This is a genomic window from Formosa sp. Hel1_33_131 (genome assembly GCF_001735745.1).
Lineage (GTDB): Bacteria > Bacteroidota > Bacteroidia > Flavobacteriales > Flavobacteriaceae > Hel1-33-131.
This window is the reverse complement of record NZ_CP017260.1, coordinates 2,469,494-2,495,843: the sequence shown is the minus strand read 5'-3', so window position 1 is coordinate 2,495,843 and position 26,350 is coordinate 2,469,494. Positions and strand designations below refer to the sequence as shown.

Genomic DNA, 26,350 nt, shown 5'->3' with positions numbered 1-26,350 from the left:
TTATGATTAAGCTGCTAAATTACAACAAAAAAAGCCTACACTTACGTGTAGGCTTTAAATAAAAATTCAATTTATTAACTTTTTATTAACAATATATAATTGTTATTTAGCTGCAATAATTTCAAAAGGAAAATCAACTGCTACATCTCTGTGAAGACGAATGATTGCATTGTATTTACCAAGACGTTTTACATTACCACCGGTAACATTGATAAATTTTTTGTCAATTGAATGGCCTGCTTTTTCAATAGCTGCTGCTAAATCAATATTGTTAACAGATCCAAATAATTTATCTCCACTACCAACTTTCGCTGCTATTTTGATTTCTAAAGCTTTTAAAGCTTCAGCAATTGCTTCGGCTTCATCTACTATTTTCTTTTCTTTGAATGCGCGTTGTTTTAAGTTTTCTGCTAATACTTTTCTAGCAGATACCGTAGCAAGAATGGCTTTACCACCCGGAATTAAAGAATTTCTACCATAACCGTTTTTCACTGTTACAACATCGTCTTTAAACCCCAATCCTTCTACGTCATGTTTTAATATAAGTTCCATAGTTATAATAGTTTTATTTCATTAAATCGGCTACATAAGGCATCAAGGCTAAATGTCTTGCTCTTTTGACAGCAACAGACACTTTTCTTTGAAACTTTAAAGAGGTTCCAGTTAAACGTCTTGGTAATAACTTACCTTGTTCGTTTACAAATTTTATTAAAAAATCTGGATCTTTATAATCGATATACTTGATACCTGATTTTTTGAAACGACAGTATTTTTTAGCTTTGTTGGTGTCAATATTTAAAGGCGTTAAATATCTGATTTCACCATCTTTTTTTCCTTTGGCTTGTTGTTCTATAGACATAATTACGCTTTTTCTTTAAGTTTAACTCTTCTTCTTTCAGCCCATGAGATTGCATGTTTATCTAAACTAACAGTTAGATAACGCATAAAACGCTCGTCACGTCTAAATTCTACTTCTAAAGGGCCAATAGCCTCTCCAGGTGCTGTAAATTCAAATAAGTGGTAAAAGCCACTTTTTTTGTTTTGGATTGGATACGCTAATTTCTTTAGCCCCCAATCTTCTTTCGATACCATCTTTGCTCCTTTAGAAACGAGTAAGTCCTCGTATTTCTTTACTGTTTCCTTTATCTGTGTGTCAGATAAAACGGGATTCAAGATGAAAACAGTTTCGTAATGATTCATAAATTTTATTATTATTTGATTTTTAATGGCTGCAAAAGTAAGTATTAATTGTTGTCTGAACAACATTATATAACATTATTTAAACGAAATTAATTTTACTCGTTAATCGGTATTTTAAGAGTTTAATCGATTTATTTTTTGTATAATTGTAATTGATAACGACTGATAACACAACCCCGATGACTTTAAACTGTATAATTGTTGACGATAATTCTACACAACGATTAGCCACATTAAGACTAATTAACAACCACCCTTCTCTTAATTTGATGGGGAAATTCACATCTGTAGTTGAAGCTAAAAAATTCCTTCTCACAACCCCTATAGACCTTATTATAATGGAGGTCAACCTTTCTGTTTCTGATGGATTTGATCTCTTAGACAGTTACATCGACACTCCCGAACTCAAGACTCCTTACGTTATCATAATAAGTGAAGATGCATCTCATGCCTTTAAAGCATTCGAATACAATGCAATCGATTACTTAGCAAAACCAGCCTCTAAAAAACGTTTTAACGAAGCCATTGCTAAAACTGTATTGCAAGCAAAAATGAAAGAAAATTTCCAAGATTATGATGGAGAGCATATTTTTGTAAAGAGCAATCTTAAAAAACGTAAAATATACATCAACGAGATCAAATGGATTGAAGCTCTCGGTGACTACGTGAAATTAATAACTAATAACAAAAGCTTCGTTATTCTTTCGACCATGAAAGCCTTTGAAAACGAACTCCCAAAAGGACTGTTCTTAAGAATCCATAAATCCTATATTGTCAATTTGAAAAAAGTGGAACGTTACGATAGCAGACATGTAGAGATTGAAAAAATGAAACTTCCCTTAAGCAGAACTCGAAAGGCACAATTGACACAAGCTTTGGATGTGATTGTGGATTAGTAATTATCTACATTAATAAGCAAGCGAACCGCTCTGAAATCTCTCGTACTAGAAAAACTCATTTTAATTTTCTGAAGCACTGACTTCGTTTTTACCAGCGATTGATTTTGAGGTATTTTAAGTAAAATGTTTTTATGATATTGATTCCGTATTCTTGAAACTACAGGGAATTCAGGTCCTAAGACATTGTCTTTAAACACATGCCTTAAACTGATTGCCAACCATTCAGCACCCTCGTTTACTTTATTATAGTCCTTATGTTTAAGAGTCAATTTAATGATGCGGCAATAAGGAGGATACTTATAAATACGACGGTCTTCTAGCTGCTCTACAAACATGGAATCATAATCGTTTATAGATACTTGTTGCAAGATGGTATGATGCGGATTGTAGGTTTGAATGATCACTTTGCCCCTTTCATCGGTTCTGCCTGCACGCCCTGCAACTTGTTGCAACAGCTGAAAACTCCGTTCATGCGCTCTAAAGTCAGGAAAATTAATCAATTGATCGGCATTCAAAACACCTACTAATTTTACATGTCTAAAATCAAGCCCTTTGGTAACCATTTGCGTTCCCACTAAAATATCAACCTCTTTATTTTCAAAGCTGGCTATAATGCGATCGTAACTGTATTTTCCTCGGGTGGTATCCAAATCCATCCGAGCCACTTTAGCCTCTGGAAATAACACCTCTATTTCTTCTTGAATTTGTTCCGTCCCAAAGCCTTTACTGTCAATTTCAACCCCTCCACAGGCGCCACAAAATTGTTGCATTGCCATGGTATGGCTGCAATAATGGCATCGGAGTTGATTTCTATATTGATGAAAGGTCAAACTCACATCACAATTTGGACATTCTGGGGTGTGTCCGCAAGTATTACAGGATACTACGGGAGAATATCCACGCCTGTTTTGAAACAAAATGACTTGAGATTCCGCCTCTAAAGTCTCTTTTATCTCTGCAATCAATCGGTCACTAAAATGACCTTTCATGCGTTTTCGCTTGTATTTATCTGTCAAATCTACCAGTTCAATTTCTGGCATTAAGACATTGTTAAAACGTTTAGTGATCGCTACGTACCCAAATTTATGTTCTTTGGTGGCATTGTAAAAACTTTCAAGACTCGGCGTGGCGGATCCCAAAAGTGTTTTTGCCTTAAATAGAGCCGCTAACACAATCGCTGTGTCTCTTGCATGGTAACGTGGCGAAGGATCAAATTGCTTATAGGATTGCTCGTGTTCTTCATCGACAATGACGAGTCCTAAATTACTAAAGGGAAGAAAAACAGAGGAGCGTGCACCAATGACAACACGTGCATTCTCGGACTGATTTAAGACATGATTCCAAACTTCAACACGTTCATTTTGTGAATAGCGCGAGTGATAAACCGCAATTTGATTCCCAAAGTATTTTTGCAAACGCTGCACCAACTGCGACGTCAACGCAATTTCAGGCACTAAATAGAGAGCCTGCTTTCCTTCGGCTAAAATCGATTCTATCATTTTGACATAAATCTCGGTTTTCCCCGAAGACGTTACCCCATGAAGTAATACAATATTTTGTGTTTCAAAAAGACCATCAATTTCTTCTAAAGCGGTTTCTTGATAGGTATTTAGTTCTGTTGAAGCACCATACTCTGAATCTTGAAACTGAATGCGATCGGTTTGGTAATGATACTCTTCAAAAACGCCTTTATCTATTAATGTTTTAATTTGAGTAGAAGTCGCTTTGCTTTTGGTCTTAAGATCCGCTACTTTGATTTGTTTGGTAGCGTTCGCTAAATTAAAATAACTTAAAACAATCTCCCGTTGTTTGGACGCACTTTTCAGCGTCTCCACAAGTTCTTGCAAGGCGTTTTCATGCTGATAATTGGGATGTAAACGTACGCAACGAATTAATTTAGGCTTGTATTTTTCAGATAATTCCTGTTCTAAAGCAATCACTTTTTGATCGAGAAGACGTTTTAAAACTGGGAACGAATTTTTTCTGTCAATAATCGCATTGATTTCATCGACCTTTAAACTGGATTGTTGTTGCAGTGCTTCACACACCAAATACTCATCGTCCTTTAAGCTGTTTACTTCAAACTCTGTGGATGGGTTTAATGAGATAATCGTTTCACTTTCCAACAAAAAAGCATTGGGCATTGCGGCACGCATGATTTCTCCCATGCTACACAAATAATAACTTGACATCCACTCCCACAATTTAAATTGAAACTGGTTGACCACAGGACTTTCATCTAATATACTGTGAATCGACTTCGCTTCATAAGCTGTAGGCGCAATGTGATGTATGTTATAGACGATGCCTGTATAGACTTTGTTTTTTCCAAAAGGGACCGCAACTCTGACCCCTCTTTTAATAAAGTCTGCTTCCGCTTTGGTGATGGCGTAGGTGAAATTCCGCTCTAAGGAAAGCGGTAAAATAACATCGATAAAAAAGACTTCTATGGCGTGCATTTTTTCTTTAGAAGTTGAAGAGACGAATTCAATTCATGACCTAGAAGGATAATGTTTGCATTCAACCAAAAGTAGAATAGGAGAATTAATAAACCCCCAATGGAACCATATAATTCATTATAGGTAGAGAAATTATTAATATAAAGACCAAATAAATAAGAGCTCACAAGTATTAAAAAGGTGGTAAACAGGGCTCCTACAGATAAGAAACTAGACAACTTTCCGTCTTTAGTTCCGAAGTAATATAAGCTGGCCATACTGAGATAAATCATAATTACAAAAAAGAAATACTTTGCTTTTGTAATCCAAAAAAGCTCGTTGCTCGCATCGCCAGAACCGAACCTTTCGACTATGGGATGAATTAAATAAATTTGAGCATATCCAAATCCAATAACCGTCAGGATTAAAAGAATGACAAGAATGATGGCAACTCCAAAAGCATAAAAATATTGTTTAATAAAATTGCGATTGAGTTGTTGGTGGTAGGAATTTTCGAATCCTGAAAACACGGCATTTACGCCGTTAGCCATCAAAAACATAGAGACAAGAAAGACGGTTGAAAGCAAACCTCCTGTACTCCTATCATTGATGTTTTCAAAAATATTTTGATTGAAAAAATCGGATGTTTGAGGCGGTAAAATAGAATCTAAAAACTCTAAAAAATCCACTTTAAAATTATCAAAAGGAATGTAGGGTATCAGAATAATAATGAACAACAAAAAAGGAAATATGGCTGTAAAAAAACTAAATGCAATGGCACTCGCGCGTGTTGTAAGTGCTCCTTTAAAAATACCAATCACATACATTTCTAACAAATCATAGAAAGAAAAACCTTGAGATCCAGGAAGCTGAATTCGCTTTAGGAGTTTTGCGATCCAATTTAGAATTGGAATTTTATCTAGTTTATCTTCTGTAGTTTTACTCATTAAATTGCTTTGAGGCTTAAATCCATATTTGAAACAGAGTGGGTCAAAGAACCACAGGAAATGTAATTCACGCCACATTCTGCATAAAACCGAAGGGTGACTTCATCAATGCCTCCTGAGGATTCCGTCTGGCATTTGTCTCCAATCAGTTTGATTGCTTTTTGTGTATCGGTATAATTGAAGTTGTCAATTAAAATTCGATGAACGCCTTTATTCTCTAAAATCTCTTCGATTTCTTCTAAATCACGGGCTTCCACCACAATTTGAAGGTCCAATTGGTGTTTCTTTAAATACTCTTTGGTTGTTGAAATTGCTTTGGTAATTCCGCCTGCAAAATCAATATGGTTGTCTTTCAGCATAATCATGTCATACAATGCAAACCGATGGTTGACACCTCCACCAATGGCGACAGCCCATTTTTCTAAGGCTCTAAATCCTGGAGTTGTTTTACGTGTATCTAAAATTTTGGTGTTGGTTCCTTTTAGAATTTCAACATAGGAATGTGTTTTTGTAGCTACCGCACTCATGCGCTGCATTGCATTGAGAACAATACGTTCGGCTTTGAGGATGGATTGTTTAGATCCTTCCACATAAAAAGCGATATCCCCAAACTTAACTTGTTCCCCATCGTTGATAAGCGTTTCTACACGCAGGTTCGGATCGACATACTGAAAGACTTGCTTGGCAAAATTGACGCCCGCAATCACGCCATTATCTTTTATTAAAAGCTTTGCTTTGCCAACAGCATCCGAAGGAATACATGCTAGAGAACTGTAATCTCCATCCCCTACATCTTCTCGGACTGCATTGGCTATTATTAATTGTACTTCGTTTTTAAATTGTTCGTTGGTGATCATGTTTGTAACTTTGAAGCTAAAATATGAATTGTAACGCAAATACATTCATAATTCTAAAACCTTATTTAAAAAAAAATTAACTTTGGGACATGCAAATTAAACTCATTGCCATAGGGAAAACAGATTTAACTGAACTGAACCACCTTATTTCCGTCTATCAAAACCGATTGTCGCATTATGTGCGATTTTCGTTTGAAATTATTCCAGACCTGAAAAACAGTAAAAATTTATCTAAAAAACTTCAAAAAGAAGAAGAGGGTAAATTAATTCTCAGCAAAATTTATGCCACAGACCGATTGATATTATTGGATGAGAATGGCAAAGAAATGAACTCTGTTGGATTTTCTTCCTTTCTTCAAAAACAGATGAATTCAGGAATCAAACAATTGGTGCTAGTGATTGGAGGGCCTTATGGGTTTTCGGAAGCCGTCTATCAAAAAGCATCTGGAACCTTGGCACTTTCAAAAATGACGTTTTCACATCAAATGGTTCGACTCTTTGTTATTGAGCAACTCTACAGAGGGTTTACGATTCTCAAAAATGAACCTTATCACCACCGTTAATTTAACACCACTACATATGAATATTGTATTCGCTACCAATAACCCCAATAAAATCAAAGAGGTTCAAGCCTTGATCCCCTCCCACATAAAACTGGTAAGTCTGGAAGAAATTGGCTGTACGGAAGACATTCCCGAAACTCAAAATACTATTGAGGGCAATGCCATTCAAAAAGCAGATTATATTAAAGAACATTATGGTCTTGATTGTTTTGCCGATGACACAGGATTGGAAGTGCTTGCTTTGGATGGCGCACCAGGAGTTTTTTCTGCACGCTATGCTGGCCCTCAACGCAATGCAGAGGACAATATGAATCTGTTATTATCAGAATTAGATTCAAAAGACAATCGCTCTGCACGGTTCAAAACCGTGATTGCAATACATTTTCAAGGAAAACTGATAAGTTTTGAAGGGATTTGTGAAGGAGAAATTACCCATAAAAAAATAGGAACGGACGGTTTTGGCTATGACCCCATCTTTAAACCTACAGATTACAAACAGACCTTTGCTGAACTTTCTTTGGCTGAGAAAAATCGGATTGGACACCGAGGAAAAGCCGTTTCAAAATTGGTAAACTATTTAAATATGCATTAAATTAATTAGTATTACCTTTGCAACTTGAAATTCCTCAGGGTGAGGATGTGTTACAAGGAACTTGGTTTAGGTATGTTCGATACCCCTTCTAAGTAACACTTAGAAATTTATCGAATACTAAATTAAAAAAATGAATGCATTCAAAGAACTTGGACTAGAAGATCATTTAGTTCAAGCCATTACAGACTTAGGTTTTGAAACGCCGAGTGAAGTACAAGAAAAAACAATCCCATTATTATTAGACGAAGACAGAGATCTCGTTGCTTTGGCACAAACAGGAACTGGTAAAACAGCTGCTTTTGGATTTCCAATGCTACAGAAAATCGACATCAACAGTCGTACGACTCAAGGTCTTATTTTATCTCCAACAAGAGAGCTTTGTTTACAGATTACCAACGAGATGAAATTGTATGGTAAGCACTGTAAAGGACTTAACGTGACTGCAATTTATGGTGGTGCTAGCATTACAGACCAAGCCAATCAAGTAAAAAGAGGAGCGCAAATTATTGTAGCAACTCCAGGGAGAATGAAAGATATGATTAGCCGACGATTGGTTGATATCTCCAAAATTGAATATGCAGTTTTGGATGAGGCTGATGAGATGCTGAACATGGGCTTCTTTGAAGATATTACAGAAATTTTATCTTACACACCAGAAGAAAAAAGCACATGGCTCTTTTCGGCAACCATGCCAAAAGAAGTGTCTTTAATTGCTAAAAAATTCATGGACAGCCCGACAGAAGTCACAGTTGGTCACAAAAACATGGGAAGTAAAAATGTTTCTCACGAATATTTCGTAGTTGGAGCAAGAGATCGTTACCAAGCGTTGAAGCGTTTAGCCGATGCCAATCCAGAAATATTTTCAGTTATATTCTGTAGAACCAAAAGAGATACTCAAAAAGTAGCGGAACAACTTATTGAAGATGGTTACAATGCTGGTGCCTTACATGGTGATTTAAGTCAAAACCAGCGTGACGTGGTCATGAAGTCATTCAGAGCTAAGCAAATTCAAATGCTTGTTGCAACCGATGTTGCAGCACGTGGAATTGATGTGGACGATATTACACACGTTATTAATTATCAATTGCCAGATGAAATAGAAATTTATACCCACCGAAGCGGTCGAACAGGTCGTGCCGGAAAAACGGGAATTTCTATGGTGATTGCTTCTAAGAGTGAAGTTCGAAAAATTAAAAGTATCGAACGGATCATCCAAAAAGAATTTATCAAAAAAGAAGTGCCTAATGGTATGGAAATTTGTGAAGTTCAATTGAAAGCTCTTGCTAGTAAAATTCACGATACAGAAATCAATCAAGAAATTGAGCCGTATTTGAATGACATCAATAGTTTATTTGAAGATGTTACTAAAGATGAATTGATCAAGAAATTCTTTTCTGCTGAATTTACACGTTTCTTTAATTATTATAAAAAATCTAAAGATTTAAAATCACAATCTGGAAGTACTTCCGATGATAATTACCGTTCTGATAACAATTCGGCGCGTTTCTTTATCAACATAGGAAGCAAAGATGGATACGATTGGATGAAGTTAAAAGATTTCTTAAGAGATACCTTACAACTGAATCAAGACGATCTTTATAAAGTAGATGTTAAAGACAGTTTTGCGTTTTTTAACACGGATGCTGCTCATAAAGATAAAGTCTTAGAATTCTTTACAGACTTCAAACAAGACGGACGCTTTATCAACGTTGAAGTCACAGAAAAAAAGAGTCGCGATCGCAATCGTGGTGGCGGTGGCGGTGGTCGTCGTTCTGGTGGTGAAGGCGGCTACGGAGGTGGCCGCGGAAGAGGTCGTAATGACCGTTCTAAAGGTTCTTCTTCTGGGTTCAAATCTGAAAGTAGAGGACGCAGAAGTGATAGTGATTCGTCTAGCAGCAGATCTCCACGACGTTCATCAGACTTTAAACCAAGTGGTGGTGGCGATTTTTCAAGAGCAAGAAAAAGCCGTAGATAATAAACCAATGTGTTAATTATTAGTCAAAGTTGAGATTGACAATATTAGTGTAGTATTTGTTTACTACTTTTATATCCTTAATCGAAAAAATGAAATCATATTTCACACTTTTATTACTCCTAGTGCTTCCCTTTTTTGGGACAGCTCAAATTTACAATACTGTCAAAGGGAAGATTGTAAATGCTGAAAATTTAGGGGCCATGGAAAGTGTGAATATTGTCAACCTGAATCAGGTGATTGGAACAACTACCAATACTGAGGGGCAATTTGAGATTCGCGCGAAAGCCAATGACACCTTGCACCTCTCCTATTTAGGCTATAAATCGATCAAAGTAAAAGTCAGTAATGACTGGGTCAAATATGGTACTTCTACAACCATTGAACTTACAGAATTGGCATTTGCTCTTGAAGAAGTGAATGTCAATAAACTAAAACTTACCGGATATCTTGAAGTCGATATCAAGCAAGTCCCAATTCAACAAAATGTGCGTTACAGTATTTCAGGGCTTAATAGTGGGTATGAATCTACTTCCCGCTCCCCAAGTATGGTGACCAAAGTTTTAGGGGCTATTTTTAATCCTGCTGATTTCTTACACAATATATTTGGTAAAAAGCCTCGCGAAATGCGAAAACTGAGAGAAATGAAAAAGCAAGATGAGATTAGAAACTTACTCGCTTCTCGTTTTGACAGAGAAATGCTGATTGCTTTATTACAGGTTGATAAAATTGATTTAGACCTTCTAATCAGTGAATGTAACTACTCTGCCGACTTCATAAGAACTGCTAATGACCTGCAAATATTAGATGCGATTAGCGAATGCTACGAAGAATATAAAATTCTGAGTCGCAATAGAAAAAGGTAGGGGGTCGCAAAACCAAAACAACCAGACTTGTCACCCTGAACGTGTTTCAGGGTCGCAAAACCAAAACAACCAGACTTGTCACCCTGAACTTGTTTCAGGGTCGCAAAACCAAAACAACCAGACTTGTCACCCTGAACGTGTTTCAGGGTCGCAAAACCAAAACAACCAGACTTGTCACCCTGAACGTGTTTCAGGGTCCCCTAATGGCTTCCATAAATTATCCCAATTCGGATTACTCTCTTCAATTAAATTAATCTTCCATTCTCTATGCCAATTTTTTAATTGTTTTTCTCAAGCAATTGCATCCCATACATATTGAAATTCTTCAAAGTACACCAATTGTTTTACATTATACTTTGCAGTAAATTTACTGCCTTCATTTCTCATGTGACGTTCCATACGATCGTCTATTCCACCAGTGAATCCGATGTATAAAATGCCGCGGGGTTTGCTGGCGAGGATGTATACCCAGTAGTTGTGATAGAAGCGTTTTGGCATGGTTGGAGTTGAGTTTGGGGCTAGGTGTAAATATAAGGGTTTTTTGGATATGAAATGATCCTGAAACGATCCTGAAACAAGTTCAGGATGACAAAACATAAGGGAGAGGTTTCAGGTATTTAAGGCGTCGAATTCTTCGCTTCAATCCAGCGCGCCATATACTTTGTGCTTTGCATTTGGTGGTGGCTGAGCATTTGTCCGATGAAATTTTGAGCACGGTGGGTATTGAGATTACTCTGAAGTGCTTTCACTCGATTCAAAAATCGTGTTTGATGTTCAGCTTTTTCAAATCTGTTTTTAAGAACGGAAAACCCCTGTTGTTGAAAGCCCTCCCATTCAGTGGCATTGGAATACGTCGCCACGGTGCGCGCTATAAACGCATCGGCAGTATCTTCTATAACACCATTGGGTTTCATGCTGCCAAACATGCCCTCCGCCGCCACAGACGACATGGCACAAGGCGTCCCCGTTTGCATGGCCTGAGTCAGCTTTCCCTTCAGTCCCGCCCCAAAACGAAGCGGTGCCAATAAAACTTTAGCAGAATTTAAAACCTCAAACGCATTCTCTACAAATCCATGTAACAAAAACCCTTCTTTTTCATTGTGCATCTCTTTGATGTTTGGAGTGTCGTAAGCGCCATAAATATGGAGTTTTGCTACTGGGAGTTCTTTTTTAATTTTGGGCCAAATGTCTTTTTTTAAATACCGTACGACATCTAAGTTTGGGGGATGTAAAAAATTCCCCAACGAAACAAAATCACGTCTCTCAGAATAGGGCTTACAATCCGAACGAGGAATACAATTTTCAGAGGGAATCATAAAAGGGAGGTAGCACAAAATAGCAGGATCGATTTTAAAGGTATCTGTTAAAATCCCCATTTCAGTTTCGGAAATCACTAGCGACAGATCACTTCTATAAATACTGGCAATTTCGCGCTTGGCAGTATCGTTAGTGAAAAATGTAGCATCCATTTTTTGATTTGAATTGAACGCCTTTTGACGTCCTTTTCTAAGAAAATGCAAATCTTCTGTATCTAAAATCTTTAAAGCATCGGGGCACTGTTCACTCACGCGCCAGCCAAATTGTTCTTCTGTCATAAACCGATCAAACAGAACTATCGCGGGATTCAACTCTTTTATAAATACATCAAAACTCGAATGGTTGAGTTCAATTTCAACAACGGTCACCCCTATGGATTCTAAATCAAACGCATTGTCTGACTTTTTGCAAGTGGTAGCAAACGTAATTTGATAGTCTTGCGATTGAAAGGCTTCTATCAATTGAAGCATCCGCGTGCCCGCTGCCGAGGAGTTGGGTTCTGGATACACAAATCCGATTACAAGTACGGTGGACTGCATAGGGCTCAAAATTAGTCGTGGTCGTTGTGAAGACTGTAATTGGACCGAACGCTGCTGGCCCAATCCATAAGAATTTGCACTTGAGCTTCTGTCAATTGCGCTTCCGAATGTGTCCAAGTATAAGACGCCAACGGCATCTCACCTTCATCAAGTTCCTCTATTAATTCTTCGAGTTTATGGTCTTTTTTCTTGGTTGAATAACTGGCCCATTTGGAAACATTAAAATGTTTTTGACCTTCTTTAATATGGCTGTTTAACCAGTAATTTACGGGGGTGATCGAATTGTACCATGGATAATTTGTAGAACTGCTATGACAATCAAAACAGGCTTGTTGTAAAATTTGTTTCACTTCTTTAGGAGCTTGTGTTTCCACTAAAAAAAGATCAATGGACTCCAGATTTCCTTGGTTTTTGTTCGGTTGAAAAAATTGTGCGATTACAAACACAATCACTACACCAACTATTATTTTTTTCTTACGAGTCATTACAATTTGATTAAAGTATAAAGTTATTAAAATTTAGTTTAACTAGCGTTAGTTTTGAGAGTTTAAAACCCAGTGGGCGTTTTGGGGACGGTTTTGAGTTGAATTAAATTTTGTTTACTTTTAAGGCTTATTGTGTTGAAGTCAACACCCTTTTAAAATTAAGTTATGACCTACGAAAACTTAGTAAAGGAACTTTCATACGTGAATCACAGTCGCGAAAACAGGGCGAAATACGCTCAAATGGTGATTGAAAATCAAAAATTAATTCCAGTTCTTTTAAAAATTCTGTTTGAAGTTGATTCAAAAATATCTTGTCGAGCTGCATGGGTTTTGGAGTTTGTTACCAAAAAAAATCCTTCCATCATACTTCCGTATATCGATGTGTTTACATCGAAAATGGGAGACGTATATTTAGATTCAGCTGTGCGTCCCATCGCTAAAATCTGTGAGTACCTCATTGAATATTATCTAGATAAAAAAATTAAACCCCTAAAACAACGCTTAAAACCAGTTCACTTAGAACGTATTATTGCAGTGAACTTTGACTATCTGATAGGAGACCATAAAATAGCGCCAAAAGCCTATGCGATGCAAAGTTTATATTGGCTAGGGTTTCAATTTACTTGGATCCACCCCGAATTAAAAATTATTTTAGAGCGGGATTATCATACTGGAAGTTCAGGATACAAGGCACGTGCTCGAAAAATTCTGAATCAAATTAAATTGAGTACCCATGAATTTCTTATATAATTGACACTTAAAAGTTCCTAAAAACTTAAAAGCAAGTCGAATTACTTCGATTGAAAAGCCCTATATTTGTAGCTTCAAAAAAATACAACAACTATGTCTATATCCATGCTAAATGCTATTTCTCCAATTGACGGTCGCTACAGATCAAAAACTGATGCATTGGCAGGGTTTTTCTCTGAAGAATCCCTCATCAAATACCGAGTTTTAGTTGAGATAGAATATTTTATTGCGCTTTGTGAAATTCCTTTACCGCAATTAAAAAATTTCAATTCGGATCATTTTAAAGATTTAAGAGCCATTTACACGGAGTTTTCATCCAAAGATGCACAAGCAATTAAGGACATTGAAAGCATTACAAACCACGATGTGAAAGCAGTTGAATATTTTATAAAAGACAAATTTGATGCCCTTCAAATTTCTGAATATAAAGAGTTTATTCACTTCGGATTGACTTCTCAAGATATAAACAATACCGCCATTCCTTTAAGCATCAAAGACGCGATTGAAGCGGTCTATATCCCAGAATACAACACCTTAACAAATTGCTTAAAAGAATTGGTCAACGATTGGAAAGAAATTCCGTTATTGGCACGCACGCACGGGCAACCCGCCTCACCTACCCGCCTAGGAAAAGAAATTCAAGTGTTTGTAACCCGTTTAGAGGCGCAATTTGAATCTTTAAAATCGATTCCGAATGCTGCGAAATTTGGGGGTGCCACAGGAAATTTTAATGCACATAAAGTGGCTTACCCAAACATTGATTGGCAAGCATTTGCAAACAACTTTTTAAAAGACAAACTAGGACTTCACCACTCCTTCCCAACCACACAAATTGAACATTACGACCACATGGCTGCGTCGTTTGATGCCTTAAAACGCATCAACACCATTATCATCGATTTGGATCGTGATTTCTGGACCTATGTGTCTATGGATTATTTCAAACAAAAAATTAAAGAAGGGGAAGTCGGCAGTTCGGCGATGCCCCATAAAGTCAATCCCATTGATTTTGAAAACAGCGAAGGGAATTTAGGAATTGCCAATGCGATTTTTGAGCATTTATCAGCCAAGCTTCCTGTGTCTAGATTGCAACGCGATTTAACGGATAGTACGGTTTTAAGAAATGTGGGAGTGCCGTTTGCACATACCATCATCGCCTTCAAATCGACCTTAAAAGGATTGCAGAAATTATTATTAAACCCTTCTAAAATTGCAGAAGATTTAGAAAAAAATTGGGCGGTTGTGGCAGAAGCGATTCAAACCATTTTAAGACGTGAAGGATTTCCAAATCCTTATGAAGCACTGAAAGGATTGACACGCACCAACGAAGCTATTTCCAAAACTTCGATCTCTAATTTTATTGATACCCTTGAAGTTAGTGACTCCATTAAAACAGAGTTAAAAGCCATTACACCGTCTAACTACACAGGGATATAAGGGAGTTAAAAACTCTAAAAGAGGCTGTCTAAAAAGTAGAACATCTGTCATTCTGAACCTGCCTGACGGTAGGCAGGTTTATTTCAGAATCTGAAACAAGTTCAGATTGACAAAGTAAAGTCTTTTTAGATAGCCTCCTAGATTAAATTAAAGTTGTATCCTACAGTAAGAATTTCATAAAATCTTCGACATTTGCGTTTTCAGTATCAAACTGATCCACAACTGTCTCGAGTTTCAAAATTTTAGAGAGCTCCATATTGTCCCCTAAAACTCTGATGATGGCAAATCCATTGTCTTGAGAAAAGCCAAACACAATGAGTTCGTCTATTTCGGAATCTTCTCCTATATACTTAATGTAGAGTTTCCCGTCTGTAGAATTGCCACCACGCATCAGATCGTTGTATTTTTCTGCTTTTAAAATGGTTTTGACTTTAGCCAATTCAGCATTAAATTCTTCCTCAGTTCCATCACTCAAACTATAGGCAAGCATATTGAGTTTGTCGATGGAATCAATCGCCTCTTCTTGAACGTCTGAAAGCTCAATTTTATCGGGATTTAGAAAGGACATCGGAATGTCCACAGACATAAAACCAGAGGCCTCTTGGTGCTCTACAAAATAGGTTTGTAGTGTTAATTCAGGTGAACATCCTAAAACAAGGAATACACCAAAAATTGTTGAAAATTTAAGGAGCGTCTTCATTTATTTTTTAGTTGCTTTTTTAAGTTGCTCTCCACCGGGGACATTCAACTGATTTGTGAGTTTTGAAACTTGACGTAAATCAATATCTCCAGTGAGAGATAACAGAACCGTTTCAATCACACGTTGTTTCCCATTAATAGAGATGTTTTCATTTTTGGTGAGATCTCCCAAGCCATTCACAAACATGAGGAGTTCTTTTACATGGTTATCGTCTTTACCTTCTAAAACAAAGAAATTAACGGTTTGATCGCCATCTTTGATTCGCATGAGCTCCTCGAGCTTGGAACTTTTGATGTATTTCTCAACATCTTTTTTCATGGAATTTGAAACATCCATATTATCGGTTGTAAAAACAGTTAAATTATCCAGCATTTTGACTTGGTTTATAAAAGCATCAGAATCGGGATCATTGGTTTGAATATCAATATTGGCCAACATTTTAAACATCTTTTGGTTCACAACCACAGAAGTCACATGTTCTTGATCTTCATATTTTTCAAATATGCTTTGCGCTGAGATGGCTATCGGAGCCATAAGCAAACTAAGAATTACTACAATTTTTTTCATTTTTTTAAATTTAGATTTAATTATTTAATGTTAAATATTTTGTTGGTCGAGTTATTAAATTCTTCTAAAAAAACAACATTTTGTTGCCCTTGTTCAAAAGAAGTAGAAATCATGTTTAAAGCATTTAAGGGTGCTGCTCCTTTATGCATCTGATTCGAAATTAAATCAAAGGCTTTCAAGGTTTCATTATAAGCAAATTGTTCTTCATTAGAGAGCTTGATAAATTCATCCTTTGAGGTGAGCGTCATAAAAGCAGTAAACATAATGGTGACGACAGCAGCCGATGCAAACCAACGGTATTTGTTGGAGTTGCGGCGTGTCGCGGGTAAAGGTCTTTGATAGGAAAGCTGCTTATCCGATACAAAATAAGTGAATAGTGAGCGGTAAACTTCCAAGTGAGGCGCCACAGTTTCAGTTGTAAAATAGTGTTTTAACTGTGCTTCTTCTTGTAAGCTTGTCTGCCCTTCTTCGTACTTTTCTAAAAGACTTTCAATGTTTTTTAATTCCATAATTATGGGTCTTTGTTAATTTTTCTCTTATTGATTTTCTTGCTCTCGACAGTGAAACTCTGATGGTGGCTTCGGACATGTCTAGTATTTTTGCTATTTCATTAAACTCATACTGTTCAATATCTCTGAGTTGTAATATTAATTTTTGTTTTTCGGGCAACGCTTCCATGTGTTTCTCTACCCAGCGAAGACTGTCATTAACCTCTATTGATTTTTGTAAGGATTGTGAATGGTCTTCATAATTGTTATGTACTATTTTTAAATTTTGTGCTTGTTTTGATTTTAATCGATCAAAGCACCAATTTTTTGTCATTGTCATTGCAAATGCTTCAGGACTGTTATAGTCCTTAAATTTTTGCCGATGGTTCCATAATTTCAAAAGAACTTCTTGTGTCGCATCCTCTGCTTCCTCAACCGATACCAACAAACGTCTCGCCACTCGGAAAATTTTATCCTTAAAAGGAGTGACAATTTTTAAATATTCTCTTTCGTTCATCGTAGGTTGGGAGCTTATAAATTAAAGACGACTCATGTTTTTTTTTGTTACAAGAATGTGAAATAATTTTTGTTTTCTAATAATTAGTTTAATTTAGACGTCTAAGATTCAAAGCTATAAAAAAAAGGCTTCAAATCACCCATTTTAAAAGCAATAATAAAAGTTACTTTGATAAGTAACCAAACAATTTAAACCTTATTTATGAACTCCATTTTTAAATTCGCACTTCTTTCCCTTGTTTTTAGTCTTACTTTCAGTTGTTTTGAAGATAATGATGATACCGCTTCAGGAAACTCAGATATCAAAAATTTTGTTTGGAAAGCAATGAATTTTGCCTATCTCTACAAAGATGACAGTCCAAACTTGGCCAACGATCGTTTTGGGTCAGACAGTGACTATCAAAGTTTTTTAAACGGCTATGAAAGCCCTGAAGGTTTGTTTGAAAGTTTAATTTATAACCGAGAAACGGTCGATCGTTTTAGTTGGATTACAAATGATTATATTGCTCTTGAACAACAATTTAGTGGGGTTACTAAAACCAATGGCGCTGAATTTAATTTCTATTATGCACCAGGGAGTTCTAGCGATGCGTTTGGAATTGTGCGTTTGGTACAACCAAATAGCAACGCGAGTGCAACCACTTTGACCCGAGGGCACGTTTTTAATAAAATTGATGGTGTCACCCTAACAGAAGATAATCTTCGTACGCTTTTAAGCAGTGAAACTTATACCATTCATTTAGCAACATACAATACAAACGGAACAGATGTTCCAGAAGATGACAGTCTTACAGACGGAACAGAAACAATCACACTTACCAAAACCGTTTATTCTGAAAACCCAATTTTCAAATCAGAAGTAATCACTGTAAACAATGAAAACATAGGCTATTTAATGTACAACGGGTTTGTGGCCGATTATGACGCACAACTGAATACCGCTTTTGGAGAATTTCAAGCACAAAACATTCAAAAATTGATATTGGACTTGCGCTACAATCCCGGAGGGAGTGTAAATTCTGCGACCGCTTTAGGGAGTATGATTACAGGTCTTTCTAATGGAATTTTCGCGAAACTACAGTACAATAGCGACTTACAGAGTAACAATACCAATTACGATTTCACAAGCACGCTATCAGAAGGAGACGCCATTAACTCGGTGGGTCTAGACAAAGTATATGTCATCACCACAGGAAGTTCGGCATCCGCAAGTGAAATGATTGTGAACAGCCTAAGATCCTATATCGATGTGGTGCAAATTGGTACTAAAACTGTTGGGAAATCGCAAGCATCTATAACGCTTTATGATTCTCCAGATTTTCAAAGACAAGGCGCTAATTCGGGTCATTTATATGCGCTACAACCGTTGGTCGCCATCACCGTAAACAAAGACGACCAAGCAGTTCCGTCCACGGGATTGACACCAACTATTGAAGTGAAAGAAACCGTTTCAAATTATGGTGTTTTAGGAGATGTCAATGAACCTTTGCTCGCCGCTGCGCTTGCTGCAATTCAGGCAGGGAGATTTGCAATTGATGTAAATGGCATCACTCCCATCCTAGATTCAAATTCATTTAAACCACATTCTCAAGAGATGTATCTTGATTAGCTGTTGATTATTAAAGGGTAAGATTAAACCCTAATCTCACATTTCGCCCTTTGGTTGCATAGCCAGGAATGTCTTCGTAAGCTTCGTTTAAAAGATTATCAAGACCGGCAAAAAATGTCACTTTATTTTTTAAGGCACTATGACTGATATAGAAATTCAATACGCTAAAACTCTCTAAATTCGGTACGAAACTATTTTCAAATCTATCGTCTGTATATTGGTAAGACAAAGATGCAAAGGTGGTTTTTGAAACTTCGTAACCCAATTGAACATTCGCTTTGTGTTTAGGGATTCTACGTGCCAACGCTTCTTTATATTCAACAAAGGTATAGTTGGTTTCAATAGATAGTTTTTCTAAAAGTGTTGCTTTCAATTCAATCTCAACGCCTTTTGCGTGTAATAAATCCGCCGCATTCAGATATCCGCCATCAATCCATAAAACCGTGTTTTTTTCTTCCCTATTAAAGAACAACCCAGAAATTCTGAAGTTGTCATTCAATTTAAAAGCTATCCCCGCTTCTATGGTTAAATTTTCTTCTGGTTCTAAGTTAGGGTTTGCTCCAAAATTTCCATACAAATGAGATAAGGAAGGCGTGATAAAAGAAGTACTGTAAGACCCGAAAAATTTTGTATATCCCTTATTCGATTTAAGCGTGAAGGATGGATTAAAATTATATATAAAATGAGATCCGTATGCGTTGTGATTGTTCAAACGCACCCCTGCATTCATGTGAAAACCAAAGTCTGAAACATACACAAAATTAGCATAAGGATCTGTAATATCAAAGGTTTCATCAGTTGTGAAGGTGGCATTATTTTCAATAACATTCAGTCCAATAATCGTAAAAAATGCATCGTCAAACACATATTTATTATACACATCTAACACAAGGTTTTTGGATTTATAGAGCGATGGAAACGTAGAAACAAATTCTCTATCATATTCACTAAAGGCTGCATTCAAATTAAGACTTCCCTTATTGTATTTGAATTGAGATGACAATCCTACACGCGCTTGTTTGCTGTTAAATTCATCGTTGGTATCCACAAAATTAAAACTCGCATCATAGCCATCAATATCTGATTTTGTATCTGTTAAATTTCCATACACATTTAAAGAAAAAGCAGTACTGAATTGATAGCCAAGGTTGGCGTCTAGACCATATTTAGAATACGCATCTTTCTCATTGGTATCGCTAATTGCAGCAGAAAGACCATCCGAAAATTGATTGTTAAAAGCAGCTCGGTACGTGAATTTATTAACTGTGCCACTAAAAGCGACGCTGTTATTAAAATCTGCTATGTTATAGTTTTGATCGGATTCCGTTTGATTTGTTCCTATACTCGAGGAAATAAAAGCACTTATTTTTTTTGCATTGGCAGCTTTGGTTGTAATATTGACAACGGCGGCGGCGGCACCACTGCCGTACAGTGTACTTGCAGCTCCTTTGATAATTTCAATGGATTCGATTTGATTAAGATTAAGCAATCTAAAATCATAACCTCCAGAGATTTGAGACGGATCACTCACTTGAATGCCATCAATTAAAACCAACACTTGACGGTTTCGTCCACCACGAATATAGACTCCTAAATTTTGCCCGGCATTGCTTCGACTGCCATTAATTTCGATTCCACTTTTAGTATTAATTAATTCTGAAATGGTTCGCCCTTGGTTGTTTTCTATTTCTTGTTGAGAAATTTTAATCACTGTTTTACCAGAATTTTCACGTTTTAATTTAAAACGAGAATCGGTGACGACCACTTCATCAAGAGATTCTTCAGAAACGGTTTGAGCACTGATTTGAGTTTGAGCACATAGAAATAGTGGGATTAATACGTAGGATTTGTAGGTCATTTAAATTTAATTACTCGAGATAATAAGGCATACTTTTTAGTATGAAAACTTCTATCCCGAAAGTTTAACATTGTTTTTTGAATAAGGCAGGTCTCCTGGCTTACGTCTTTTGATGAGTCTTCCCAGAAATTTCCAGTGACAAAGAATAGTATCAAAAGCATTTTGCAAACGCAAAACTAAGTATACAGTTGCGGGAACAGCTCTGGATTTTAACCAGATTCCCTTTTAATTGAATATTCATAAAGCAAATATCCAAACCAAAATTCGGGTCAAATGTAAAAAATTCTAATACATATAGATGGAATTAATCGAATTATTATTATTTTTGTAGAAAATAATTCCTATGTCAAATACCTACTTGTCTAAAAAACAAATCGTTATAATAGCATTTATGCTTGTTGCTATTTTATTTAGACTGATGCCCCACCTCCCAAATTTCACTCCTATTACCGCAATTGCTCTTTTTGGTGGTCTTTATTTTACCAATAAATCTATGGCGTATTTAGTGCCAATTTTTATCATGATATTATCGGATTTGTTTCTAGGGTTTCATTCCATTTCAATCTTTGTATATGCTGCCTTTTTAGGGGTCAGTTTTATTGGAACCCAAACCAAAAAACCGAGTGTCTTTACAATTCTCTTAGGCAGTGTTAGTTTTTTCGTCATTACTAATTTTGGCGTATGGCTTCTGTCTTATCCAAAAAACTTAACAGGTTTCATCGAATGCTACACCCTTGCAATTCCATTTTTTAGAAATTCACTTTTAGGAGATTTCTTTTATTCTGGTGTGATGATTCTTGGGTTTAATTTTGTTCAGAAAAAATATCTTAATTTAGCCTAAGAGATTCATCTCTTTTGATTTTCTTTTAACCAAACACCTTTTTAAAAGGTTTAACTTATCTATTATGGAATTTATCATTCTGGCTTGTATTGTGATTGGCTTTGTTTTACTGGCTTTATATTTAAAACGACCCAATACCAGTATTGAGCTGCAATTGGAACAACAATTAGAACAGAAAGATTCTAGAATCTCACAGTTAGAAAAAGAAGGCATTGAAAAAGAAACAAATCTTTCCAATTTAAATAAACAGTTAGAAATTGCTTCTGCAAAAACAGAAGCCTTTGAACAACTTAAAATTGAAAAAGCAAAATTAGAAGAAGGTATAAAACGACTCGAAATTGAGCGAAATAATTTGAAAGGGGAAACGATTTCATTACAAAAAGCAGAAGAAGGCAGACAACTTGAATCGAATAAAAACATTGCTGCTACTGTGACCCTTCAGCACTCTTTAGAAAAAGAGAAAGCCCGTTTAAACGATGAACGTGTTAAAGAAAAGGAAGTTTTTTTAGAGAAGATGAAACACAAATGGTCTGAACACGAAAAAGATGTTCAAAACCATATTCAACAAATATGTAGAAATAACATTATTACTTACATCAGTCAAGAAGACTTTCCGCATCCCAGAAACAAACCTGATAATTCTATTGAAATCATGGATCAGTTGGTTGTGTTTGATGCTAAAAGTCCCGCAAATGACGATTTGACAAACTTCCCAAAATATATCAAGCTACAAACTGAAAGTTTGAAAAAATATGCTAAGCATGATAATGTGAAAAATGATTTGTTTTTAGTAATCCCTTCTAACACCTTAGATGTCATTGATCAGTTTCATTACAATATTGGCGATTATAACGTGTTTATTATTACCAAAGATGCTCTAGAACCTATTATTTTAAGTTTAAAGAAAATTGAAGAGTATGAGTTTGCTGACAAGCTAAGCCCTGAAGATCGCGATAATGTTTGTAGAATCATTGGTAAATTTGCACACACTACCAAAAGGCGTATTCAAATTGATGAGTTTTTTGCACGTGAATTTTTAGACACTTTAAGCAAGGCTGGCACACAACTCCCAAGAGATATTTTAGAAAATGTTATTAAGTTTGAAAATGCTGAAAAGCTAAATCCTCCTATGGAAAAGCGAAATAAACAGATCTTAACCAAAGATTTAAAAGACCAAGTTGATAAGCTCGAAAATGAAATGCAACTTCGTGAAATCCCAAAAATTGTGACTAAAATAGACTTTGAAAACTAACTGTTATGGGACACTATTTAAAACGAGCGTGCTAGATTAAATCCAAAATACACATCGCCTTCGCCCCAATCACCCGTACTGGTTCCAAAAACGCCGTTGGTATTCATGGATTGAGAATTGGTGAAATGTAGTTGGAAAATGTGCCCTCCAGTTTCTAAATCGACTCCAATAGAAAACGGGTTGTTGTATAATGAAGTAGCGCTTCGGTTCAAATGCATGCCATATTCCATATTCACCGACCAACGTTTTCCTAACTTATAACGGCTTCCAAATGCCACTGCATACTGAGAGTTTTCTTGTAAATCATCAATCACGTAGTTGTCATGAAAAAATGTAGGAGCCACTAAAAGAGAGAGTTCTTTTGTTATTTTACGAGAAATCAATAATTGTCCCACATAACTCAAACGGTGCTCAAAAATCAACTTAGGCAAGTTGTCCGTATCCAGTGCCGTGTTTACTAAAATGGAGGCGTATCCTACGATTGTAAATGGCATTTTACCTTCTTGCTGTTTAAGCAATCCAAACTTAGTACCAACTTCATAGATCTTTTGATTAGAGCTTCTAGAAGCACTGACATTAAAGTTGTCTGAAATTCCATACACAAAGTTCAAATGCGTCACGGCTTCGTCCAATCCAAAAAGATTTTCAAAACCATTTTTGACCGTTCCAAATCGGTGCGATACAATAAAGTTAAACCCTTTTTTGGCTACTAACTTTGTGGACTCAAAATTAATCACCTTCAACCCTTTGAATACTGCCGAAGCATATACAGGAGCTTGGTCATCTGTATCAATTTCACTCAATAAATCTTCTTGAGAAAAAAGAATCACACTAAAAAGTAAAAACAGGGAAGTAAGAGATTTTTTCATTGGTTAAAGTTAAAAAAAACCATTAGAAATACATCTAATGGTTTTTAAAATTATAATATATCGTTGTTATTTTTTAATAATACGCTTTGTTTGAGAAAAATCAGGGGTGCTAATGTTCATAATAAAAACTCCTGCACTCCACTCAGACGTATTGATTTTTGAATTCCACTGGTCCATTTCAGCTTGAAAAACCAAGCTTCCTAAAACACTGTACACCGCAACGGTTGCTTTTTGTATGCTCGCTGGAAACTCTACATTCAGTTCTAAATCTGCTGGATTTGGATACACATCAAATTCTGGCATTACAGCAATTGTTTCAGTACCCAATGTGGAAGCAGCAGAGCCTTTATTTGCAGCATGGTAACCAAAAGTGCCAGCACCTTTAGCCCAGAGTAATGCGAGGGCTATATTGTTTGTGGTCGTAAACACATAATCTTTAGCATCGCCTGTATTTAAATCTCTAGTCGCTACAACCGTACGTACCCCACTAGTTACTGTATTGCTTGATTGTGTCCAATCTTGATTGCCAGTGCCATCAGTTGGAGGTGTAACTTGTCCATTCAAATATCGATCTTGAAGACCAGAGCTATCATATACGATAACATCTTTATTTGTGCTTCCCATGCCTGTTGCATCCAATGCAACCGCTAACCAATCATTCTCAGGTAGAACCATTGTCATGGTAACTTCACTAGAGGTAACATCAAACTGCACAGTACATCCAGTGGTAAGTGCGACTTGACCTGTGGAAACGTTTTGCGCGAATCCGTAAGAGGAGATTAATAATGTTAAAATAAAAGTAATTTTTTTCATAGTATTTGTATTAAGGATTATTTATTTAAAATTGTGTTTAAGGTTTTATCGTTGTGCATTTTTGCAAAATCTAAAGGGGATTGGCCGACATTGTTTTTCATAAAAGCGCTGGCGTCTGCGTCCATTAATAGGGTGGCGAGCTCTTGATTGTTAAACATCACCGCATAGTGCAAAGCAGTAGCACCGTTGGCATCGGTAAGGTTGGGATCTGCTCCGGCATCTATCAAGGCTTTGGCAATTTCTACATGTCCTTTGACCACAGCAGCCATTAAAGGCGTACCATCTTTACTATTTCCGTTGATGTTGTCAACTTTATTTATTAAGTAGTTGGCAACTTCAAGGTTGTTATAATAAGCCGCTAAGGTGAGTGGCGAACTTCCTCTGTTGTTTAGTGAATCTACTATTTTTGGATTTGTAGTGTAAAAGACGTCCATTTCTTCAGCTGTTCCTGTACGTGCACAGTCAAACACATCAGTTTGTGCCAATGAAAAATTGAAAGCTAAAATAAGTAACAGGTACTTCATATATTATTTTATAATACTACATTGATCGAGTTTAATCTCTTCTAATAAATCATCATATCCGATGCAACGGCCTTTAACTGCAATCGAATCGTTTACTTTTAAATCACTATTTAGAGTCTCAAATTGACCATAAATTTTATTACTAATTGTAACGCTATTTGCGTTTATAGAGGTTATAACCCCTGAAACTATAATCGTTTGATCTAAATATTTTAATTCTGCTTGTTGAGAATCCTCTGTAAATTCATTAAAAAGAGATTCTGCATCTAACGTATAACTAACCGTTTCTTCACTAATGGATCGGTGGTCTGGATACATATAATTGTATGCAATTATTATACCAAATACTATAATTATACTAAATATTATTTTGTTTCTCATAAACACCAATATAGTTAAACAAAAATAAAGATTAATATTGAATTATATATTGACTAAACAAAAAAAGAATTAAATTTGAATTTACAAATTTATCCATCCCTATGAAAATTACATCATTTATTGTTACAATTACGTTTGCCTTTTTGATGCTCTCTTGTACAAATGCGAGTGAAAGTGATCTGATAGAGCAAGTAGATCCAGAAATAGTGATTACGTACACAGAACACATTAAGACTGTATTTGACTCCAACTGTATTGCTTGTCATTCCAATCCACCAATCAATGGTGCTGGAGTGCCTTTAACAACACTTGGCGAAGTTCAAAGTTCTATTGAAAACACAAATCTTATAGATCGTATCAACAAGCAATCTGGTGAAGGCGGCTTTATGCCCCTCGGCGGATCGCGAATGCCACAAGCATCTATTGATTTAATTATACAGTGGCAAACAGAAGGATTTGCTGAATAACTTAAAAAATAAGAAGATGAAACATATATACCTACTATTCGCCTTTGCTTCTGTTATTGGGTTTTCTCAAGAGAAATACCTCACCAAATCAGGGCTGCTCAATTTTGAAGCTAGTGTTGAAGCCTTTGAAGAAATAAAGGCCACCAATACTAATGTGACCGCAATTTTAAATACAGCCAATGGGCAATTTGCAGCCCTCGCCCTCGTCAAAGGATTCCGTTTTAAAAATGCGCTTATGGAAGAGCATTTTAATGAAAATTATGCGGAATCAGATGAATTCCCCAAAGCTATTTTTAAAGGAGAGCTCACTGATTTTTCTATAGAAAACCTTCAAACCACCTATAGTATCAACGGGACGTTGAGTTTTCATGGGGTTACAAAACCACTTGAAAATGTTTCTGTGGAAATCATACCTTCTAAAAATTCGTTCAACTTTAAAGGATCGTTTGAAATAACTCCAAATGATTTTGATATTGAAATTCCAAGTATTGTCAGTTCAAAAATTGCGGACAGCGTTACTGTTGTTTTTGACTTTGAGCTGGTAAAAAAATAATCATTAAGGTAGCCATAAAAAAAGCTCAGATTTGTCAATCTGAATTTATT

30 protein-coding genes and 1 riboswitch are annotated in these 26,350 nt (G+C 36.2%); of the genes, 12 read left to right on the top strand and 18 right to left on the bottom strand.

Annotated features, from left to right (window positions below):
* Window positions 1-102: 102 nt before the first annotated feature.
* From rplI to rpsF, 3 genes are read right to left on the bottom strand one after another with little or no spacing between them, the layout of a single operon-like run.
* Complete coding sequence (gene rplI, locus FORMB_RS11535; protein WP_069677605.1) at window positions 103-552, bottom strand: 50S ribosomal protein L9; 450 nt, start codon at window positions 550-552, stop codon at window positions 103-105.
* Window positions 553-565: 13 nt separating this feature from the next.
* A complete protein-coding gene (rpsR, locus tag FORMB_RS11530; protein WP_197493474.1) occupies window positions 566-859 on the bottom strand; it encodes a 30S ribosomal protein S18 in 294 nt (97 codons plus the stop codon).
* 2 nt (window positions 860-861) lie between these two features.
* On the bottom strand, window positions 862-1,200 hold the full coding sequence (rpsF, locus tag FORMB_RS11525; RefSeq protein ID WP_069677968.1) for a 30S ribosomal protein S6: 339 nt from the start codon (window positions 1,198-1,200) through the stop codon (window positions 862-864).
* A 179-nt stretch (window positions 1,201-1,379) separates the two neighbouring features.
* Between rpsF and FORMB_RS11520 the strand changes: the two genes are divergently transcribed.
* Window positions 1,380-2,096: a LytR/AlgR family response regulator transcription factor gene (locus FORMB_RS11520; protein ID WP_069677603.1), complete on the top strand. Its 717-nt coding sequence runs from the start codon at window positions 1,380-1,382 to the stop codon at window positions 2,094-2,096.
* Here the strand turns inward: FORMB_RS11520 and priA are convergent.
* From priA to nadC, 3 genes are read right to left on the bottom strand one after another with little or no spacing between them, the layout of a single operon-like run.
* Window positions 2,093-4,558: a replication restart helicase PriA gene (priA, locus tag FORMB_RS11515; protein WP_069677602.1), complete on the bottom strand. Its 2,466-nt coding sequence runs from the start codon at window positions 4,556-4,558 to the stop codon at window positions 2,093-2,095. The two genes, FORMB_RS11520 and priA, sit on opposite strands and share 4 nt — an antisense overlap.
* Window positions 4,546-5,484 carry a YihY/virulence factor BrkB family protein gene (locus FORMB_RS11510; protein WP_069677601.1) on the bottom strand — a complete coding sequence of 313 codons (939 nt, stop codon included), beginning with the start codon at window positions 5,482-5,484 and terminating at the stop codon, window positions 4,546-4,548. The genes priA and FORMB_RS11510 overlap by 13 nt, the downstream gene beginning before the upstream one ends.
* Entirely contained in the window at window positions 5,484-6,341 is an 858-nt protein-coding gene (gene nadC / locus FORMB_RS11505) for a carboxylating nicotinate-nucleotide diphosphorylase (protein ID WP_069677600.1), read from the bottom strand. Before nadC ends, FORMB_RS11510 begins: the two co-directional genes overlap by 1 nt.
* An 89-nt stretch (window positions 6,342-6,430) precedes the next feature.
* On the opposite strand from nadC, the gene rlmH reads away from it, so the two are divergent.
* The 4 genes from rlmH (at window position 6,431) to FORMB_RS11485 (ending at window position 10,334) form a co-directional block, all read left to right on the top strand.
* Entirely contained in the window at window positions 6,431-6,904 is a 474-nt protein-coding gene (gene rlmH / locus FORMB_RS11500) for a 23S rRNA (pseudouridine(1915)-N(3))-methyltransferase RlmH (RefSeq protein WP_069677599.1), read from the top strand.
* Between the two features lie 16 nt (window positions 6,905-6,920).
* Window positions 6,921-7,496: a non-canonical purine NTP diphosphatase gene (locus tag FORMB_RS11495; RefSeq protein WP_069677967.1), complete on the top strand. Its 576-nt coding sequence runs from the start codon at window positions 6,921-6,923 to the stop codon at window positions 7,494-7,496.
* A gap of 130 nt (window positions 7,497-7,626) precedes the next feature.
* Window positions 7,627-9,471 (top strand): DEAD/DEAH box helicase, encoded by a 1,845-nt coding sequence (locus FORMB_RS11490; protein ID WP_069677598.1) that lies wholly within the window; start codon window positions 7,627-7,629, stop codon window positions 9,469-9,471.
* A gap of 89 nt (window positions 9,472-9,560) precedes the next feature.
* Window positions 9,561-10,334: a carboxypeptidase-like regulatory domain-containing protein gene (locus FORMB_RS11485; RefSeq protein WP_069677597.1), complete on the top strand. Its 774-nt coding sequence runs from the start codon at window positions 9,561-9,563 to the stop codon at window positions 10,332-10,334.
* Between the two features lie 291 nt (window positions 10,335-10,625).
* Here FORMB_RS11485 and FORMB_RS13300 read toward each other — a convergent pair whose 3' ends face one another.
* The 3 genes from FORMB_RS13300 to FORMB_RS11470 are packed head-to-tail and all read right to left on the bottom strand — an operon-like array spanning window position 10,626 to window position 12,675.
* On the bottom strand, window positions 10,626-10,931 hold the full coding sequence (locus FORMB_RS13300) for a GIY-YIG nuclease family protein (RefSeq protein ID WP_335583323.1): 306 nt from the start codon (window positions 10,929-10,931) through the stop codon (window positions 10,626-10,628).
* A 20-nt stretch (window positions 10,932-10,951) separates the two neighbouring features.
* On the bottom strand, window positions 10,952-12,190 hold the full coding sequence (locus FORMB_RS11475; protein ID WP_069677596.1) for a glycosyltransferase: 1,239 nt from the start codon (window positions 12,188-12,190) through the stop codon (window positions 10,952-10,954).
* 11 nt (window positions 12,191-12,201) lie between these two features.
* The gene (locus FORMB_RS11470; protein WP_069677595.1) at window positions 12,202-12,675 is read right to left on the bottom strand and encodes a heme-binding domain-containing protein; all 474 of its coding nucleotides are present in this window, start codon (window positions 12,673-12,675) and stop codon (window positions 12,202-12,204) included.
* A 165-nt stretch (window positions 12,676-12,840) separates the two neighbouring features.
* Here FORMB_RS11470 and FORMB_RS11465 point away from each other — a divergent pair, with 165 nt between their 5' ends.
* Together FORMB_RS11465 and purB are read left to right on the top strand one after the other, a co-directional pair.
* Window positions 12,841-13,425 carry an adenylosuccinate lyase gene (locus FORMB_RS11465; protein ID WP_069677594.1) on the top strand — a complete coding sequence of 195 codons (585 nt, stop codon included), beginning with the start codon at window positions 12,841-12,843 and terminating at the stop codon, window positions 13,423-13,425.
* Between the two features lie 93 nt (window positions 13,426-13,518).
* Complete coding sequence (purB, locus tag FORMB_RS11460; RefSeq protein ID WP_069677593.1) at window positions 13,519-14,862, top strand: adenylosuccinate lyase; 1,344 nt, start codon at window positions 13,519-13,521, stop codon at window positions 14,860-14,862.
* Between the two features lie 160 nt (window positions 14,863-15,022).
* Here purB and FORMB_RS11455 read toward each other — a convergent pair whose 3' ends face one another.
* From FORMB_RS11455 to FORMB_RS11440, 4 genes are read right to left on the bottom strand one after another with little or no spacing between them, the layout of a single operon-like run.
* The gene (locus tag FORMB_RS11455) at window positions 15,023-15,562 is read right to left on the bottom strand and encodes a DUF4252 domain-containing protein (protein ID WP_069677592.1); all 540 of its coding nucleotides are present in this window, start codon (window positions 15,560-15,562) and stop codon (window positions 15,023-15,025) included.
* Window positions 15,563-16,129: a DUF4252 domain-containing protein gene (locus FORMB_RS11450; RefSeq protein WP_069677591.1), complete on the bottom strand. Its 567-nt coding sequence runs from the start codon at window positions 16,127-16,129 to the stop codon at window positions 15,563-15,565.
* 20 nt (window positions 16,130-16,149) lie between these two features.
* Window positions 16,150-16,638, bottom strand: coding sequence for a hypothetical protein (locus tag FORMB_RS11445; protein WP_069677590.1), 489 nt, complete (start codon window positions 16,636-16,638; stop codon window positions 16,150-16,152).
* Window positions 16,619-17,134, bottom strand: a complete 516-nt coding sequence (locus FORMB_RS11440) for an RNA polymerase sigma factor (RefSeq protein ID WP_069677589.1) — start codon at window positions 17,132-17,134, stop codon at window positions 16,619-16,621. The genes FORMB_RS11445 and FORMB_RS11440 overlap by 20 nt, the downstream gene beginning before the upstream one ends.
* A 201-nt stretch (window positions 17,135-17,335) precedes the next feature.
* On the opposite strand from FORMB_RS11440, the gene FORMB_RS11435 reads away from it, so the two are divergent.
* The gene (locus tag FORMB_RS11435; protein WP_069677588.1) at window positions 17,336-18,742 is read left to right on the top strand and encodes a S41 family peptidase; all 1,407 of its coding nucleotides are present in this window, start codon (window positions 17,336-17,338) and stop codon (window positions 18,740-18,742) included.
* A gap of 10 nt (window positions 18,743-18,752) precedes the next feature.
* On the opposite strand, the gene FORMB_RS11430 is transcribed toward FORMB_RS11435, so the two are convergent.
* Window positions 18,753-20,600, bottom strand: a complete 1,848-nt coding sequence (locus FORMB_RS11430) for a TonB-dependent receptor plug domain-containing protein (RefSeq protein ID WP_069677587.1) — start codon at window positions 20,598-20,600, stop codon at window positions 18,753-18,755.
* Between the two features lie 68 nt (window positions 20,601-20,668).
* Window positions 20,669-20,877, bottom strand: a riboswitch (cobalamin riboswitch).
* Window positions 20,878-20,943: 66 nt separating this feature from the next.
* Here FORMB_RS11430 and FORMB_RS11425 point away from each other — a divergent pair.
* Together FORMB_RS11425 and FORMB_RS11420 are read left to right on the top strand one after the other, a co-directional pair.
* Window positions 20,944-21,441: a DUF6580 family putative transport protein gene (locus FORMB_RS11425; RefSeq protein WP_069677586.1), complete on the top strand. Its 498-nt coding sequence runs from the start codon at window positions 20,944-20,946 to the stop codon at window positions 21,439-21,441.
* A gap of 64 nt (window positions 21,442-21,505) precedes the next feature.
* Complete coding sequence (locus tag FORMB_RS11420) at window positions 21,506-22,693, top strand: hypothetical protein (protein ID WP_069677585.1); 1,188 nt, start codon at window positions 21,506-21,508, stop codon at window positions 22,691-22,693.
* Window positions 22,694-22,710: 17 nt separating this feature from the next.
* On the opposite strand, the gene FORMB_RS11415 is transcribed toward FORMB_RS11420, so the two are convergent.
* From FORMB_RS11415 to FORMB_RS11400, 4 genes are all read right to left on the bottom strand, one after another.
* The gene (locus FORMB_RS11415) at window positions 22,711-23,562 is read right to left on the bottom strand and encodes a DUF5777 family beta-barrel protein (protein WP_069677584.1); all 852 of its coding nucleotides are present in this window, start codon (window positions 23,560-23,562) and stop codon (window positions 22,711-22,713) included.
* Window positions 23,563-23,628: 66 nt separating this feature from the next.
* Complete coding sequence (locus FORMB_RS11410; RefSeq protein WP_069677583.1) at window positions 23,629-24,375, bottom strand: T9SS type A sorting domain-containing protein; 747 nt, start codon at window positions 24,373-24,375, stop codon at window positions 23,629-23,631.
* 17 nt (window positions 24,376-24,392) lie between these two features.
* Complete coding sequence (locus tag FORMB_RS11405) at window positions 24,393-24,899, bottom strand: ankyrin repeat domain-containing protein (protein WP_069677582.1); 507 nt, start codon at window positions 24,897-24,899, stop codon at window positions 24,393-24,395.
* Between the two features lie 3 nt (window positions 24,900-24,902).
* Entirely contained in the window at window positions 24,903-25,280 is a 378-nt protein-coding gene (locus FORMB_RS11400) for an OB-fold protein (RefSeq protein WP_069677581.1), read from the bottom strand.
* 101 nt (window positions 25,281-25,381) lie between these two features.
* Here FORMB_RS11400 and FORMB_RS11395 point away from each other — a divergent pair, with 101 nt between their 5' ends.
* Together FORMB_RS11395 and FORMB_RS11390 are read left to right on the top strand one after the other, a co-directional pair.
* Window positions 25,382-25,747, top strand: coding sequence for a c-type cytochrome (locus FORMB_RS11395; RefSeq protein ID WP_069677580.1), 366 nt, complete (start codon window positions 25,382-25,384; stop codon window positions 25,745-25,747).
* 16 nt (window positions 25,748-25,763) lie between these two features.
* Window positions 25,764-26,300: a YceI family protein gene (locus FORMB_RS11390; protein WP_069677579.1), complete on the top strand. Its 537-nt coding sequence runs from the start codon at window positions 25,764-25,766 to the stop codon at window positions 26,298-26,300.
* The last annotated feature ends 50 nt before the right edge of the window (window positions 26,301-26,350 follow it).

What these genes read in the sequence shown, in the direction of transcription:
- FORMB_RS11445 (WP_069677590.1), bottom strand. Translation starts at nt 16,638, where the DNA reads ATGGAATTAAAAAACATTGAAAGTCTTTTAGAAAAGTACGAAGAAGGG.
- FORMB_RS11400 (WP_069677581.1), bottom strand. Translation starts at nt 25,280, where the DNA reads ATGAGAAACAAAATAATATTTAGTATAATTATAGTATTTGGTATAATA.
- FORMB_RS11435 (WP_069677588.1), top strand. Translation starts at nt 17,336, where the DNA reads ATGAACTCCATTTTTAAATTCGCACTTCTTTCCCTTGTTTTTAGTCTT.
- FORMB_RS11490 (WP_069677598.1), top strand. Translation starts at nt 7,627, where the DNA reads ATGAATGCATTCAAAGAACTTGGACTAGAAGATCATTTAGTTCAAGCC.
- FORMB_RS11455 (WP_069677592.1), bottom strand. Translation starts at nt 15,562, where the DNA reads ATGAAGACGCTCCTTAAATTTTCAACAATTTTTGGTGTATTCCTTGTT.
- FORMB_RS11440 (WP_069677589.1), bottom strand. Translation starts at nt 17,134, where the DNA reads ATGAACGAAAGAGAATATTTAAAAATTGTCACTCCTTTTAAGGATAAA.
- FORMB_RS11450 (WP_069677591.1), bottom strand. Translation starts at nt 16,129, where the DNA reads ATGAAAAAAATTGTAGTAATTCTTAGTTTGCTTATGGCTCCGATAGCC.
- rpsR (WP_197493474.1), bottom strand. Translation starts at nt 859, where the DNA reads ATGTCTATAGAACAACAAGCCAAAGGAAAAAAAGATGGTGAAATCAGA.
- FORMB_RS11425 (WP_069677586.1), top strand. Translation starts at nt 20,944, where the DNA reads ATGTCAAATACCTACTTGTCTAAAAAACAAATCGTTATAATAGCATTT.
- priA (WP_069677602.1), bottom strand. Translation starts at nt 4,558, where the DNA reads ATGCACGCCATAGAAGTCTTTTTTATCGATGTTATTTTACCGCTTTCC.
- FORMB_RS11410 (WP_069677583.1), bottom strand. Translation starts at nt 24,375, where the DNA reads ATGAAAAAAATTACTTTTATTTTAACATTATTAATCTCCTCTTACGGA.
- nadC (WP_069677600.1), bottom strand. Translation starts at nt 6,341, where the DNA reads ATGATCACCAACGAACAATTTAAAAACGAAGTACAATTAATAATAGCC.
- FORMB_RS11475 (WP_069677596.1), bottom strand. Translation starts at nt 12,190, where the DNA reads ATGCAGTCCACCGTACTTGTAATCGGATTTGTGTATCCAGAACCCAAC.
- FORMB_RS11430 (WP_069677587.1), bottom strand. Translation starts at nt 20,600, where the DNA reads ATGACCTACAAATCCTACGTATTAATCCCACTATTTCTATGTGCTCAA.
- FORMB_RS11395 (WP_069677580.1), top strand. Translation starts at nt 25,382, where the DNA reads ATGAAAATTACATCATTTATTGTTACAATTACGTTTGCCTTTTTGATG.
- FORMB_RS11420 (WP_069677585.1), top strand. Translation starts at nt 21,506, where the DNA reads ATGGAATTTATCATTCTGGCTTGTATTGTGATTGGCTTTGTTTTACTG.
- rplI (WP_069677605.1), bottom strand. Translation starts at nt 552, where the DNA reads ATGGAACTTATATTAAAACATGACGTAGAAGGATTGGGGTTTAAAGAC.
- FORMB_RS11520 (WP_069677603.1), top strand. Translation starts at nt 1,380, where the DNA reads ATGACTTTAAACTGTATAATTGTTGACGATAATTCTACACAACGATTA.
- FORMB_RS11510 (WP_069677601.1), bottom strand. Translation starts at nt 5,484, where the DNA reads ATGAGTAAAACTACAGAAGATAAACTAGATAAAATTCCAATTCTAAAT.
- FORMB_RS11470 (WP_069677595.1), bottom strand. Translation starts at nt 12,675, where the DNA reads ATGACTCGTAAGAAAAAAATAATAGTTGGTGTAGTGATTGTGTTTGTA.
- FORMB_RS11390 (WP_069677579.1), top strand. Translation starts at nt 25,764, where the DNA reads ATGAAACATATATACCTACTATTCGCCTTTGCTTCTGTTATTGGGTTT.
- FORMB_RS11415 (WP_069677584.1), bottom strand. Translation starts at nt 23,562, where the DNA reads ATGAAAAAATCTCTTACTTCCCTGTTTTTACTTTTTAGTGTGATTCTT.
- FORMB_RS13300 (WP_335583323.1), bottom strand. Translation starts at nt 10,931, where the DNA reads ATGTTTTGTCATCCTGAACTTGTTTCAGGATCGTTTCAGGATCATTTC.
- FORMB_RS11495 (WP_069677967.1), top strand. Translation starts at nt 6,921, where the DNA reads ATGAATATTGTATTCGCTACCAATAACCCCAATAAAATCAAAGAGGTT.
- FORMB_RS11465 (WP_069677594.1), top strand. Translation starts at nt 12,841, where the DNA reads ATGACCTACGAAAACTTAGTAAAGGAACTTTCATACGTGAATCACAGT.
- purB (WP_069677593.1), top strand. Translation starts at nt 13,519, where the DNA reads ATGTCTATATCCATGCTAAATGCTATTTCTCCAATTGACGGTCGCTAC.
- FORMB_RS11485 (WP_069677597.1), top strand. Translation starts at nt 9,561, where the DNA reads ATGAAATCATATTTCACACTTTTATTACTCCTAGTGCTTCCCTTTTTT.
- rlmH (WP_069677599.1), top strand. Translation starts at nt 6,431, where the DNA reads ATGCAAATTAAACTCATTGCCATAGGGAAAACAGATTTAACTGAACTG.
- FORMB_RS11405 (WP_069677582.1), bottom strand. Translation starts at nt 24,899, where the DNA reads ATGAAGTACCTGTTACTTATTTTAGCTTTCAATTTTTCATTGGCACAA.
- rpsF (WP_069677968.1), bottom strand. Translation starts at nt 1,200, where the DNA reads ATGAATCATTACGAAACTGTTTTCATCTTGAATCCCGTTTTATCTGAC.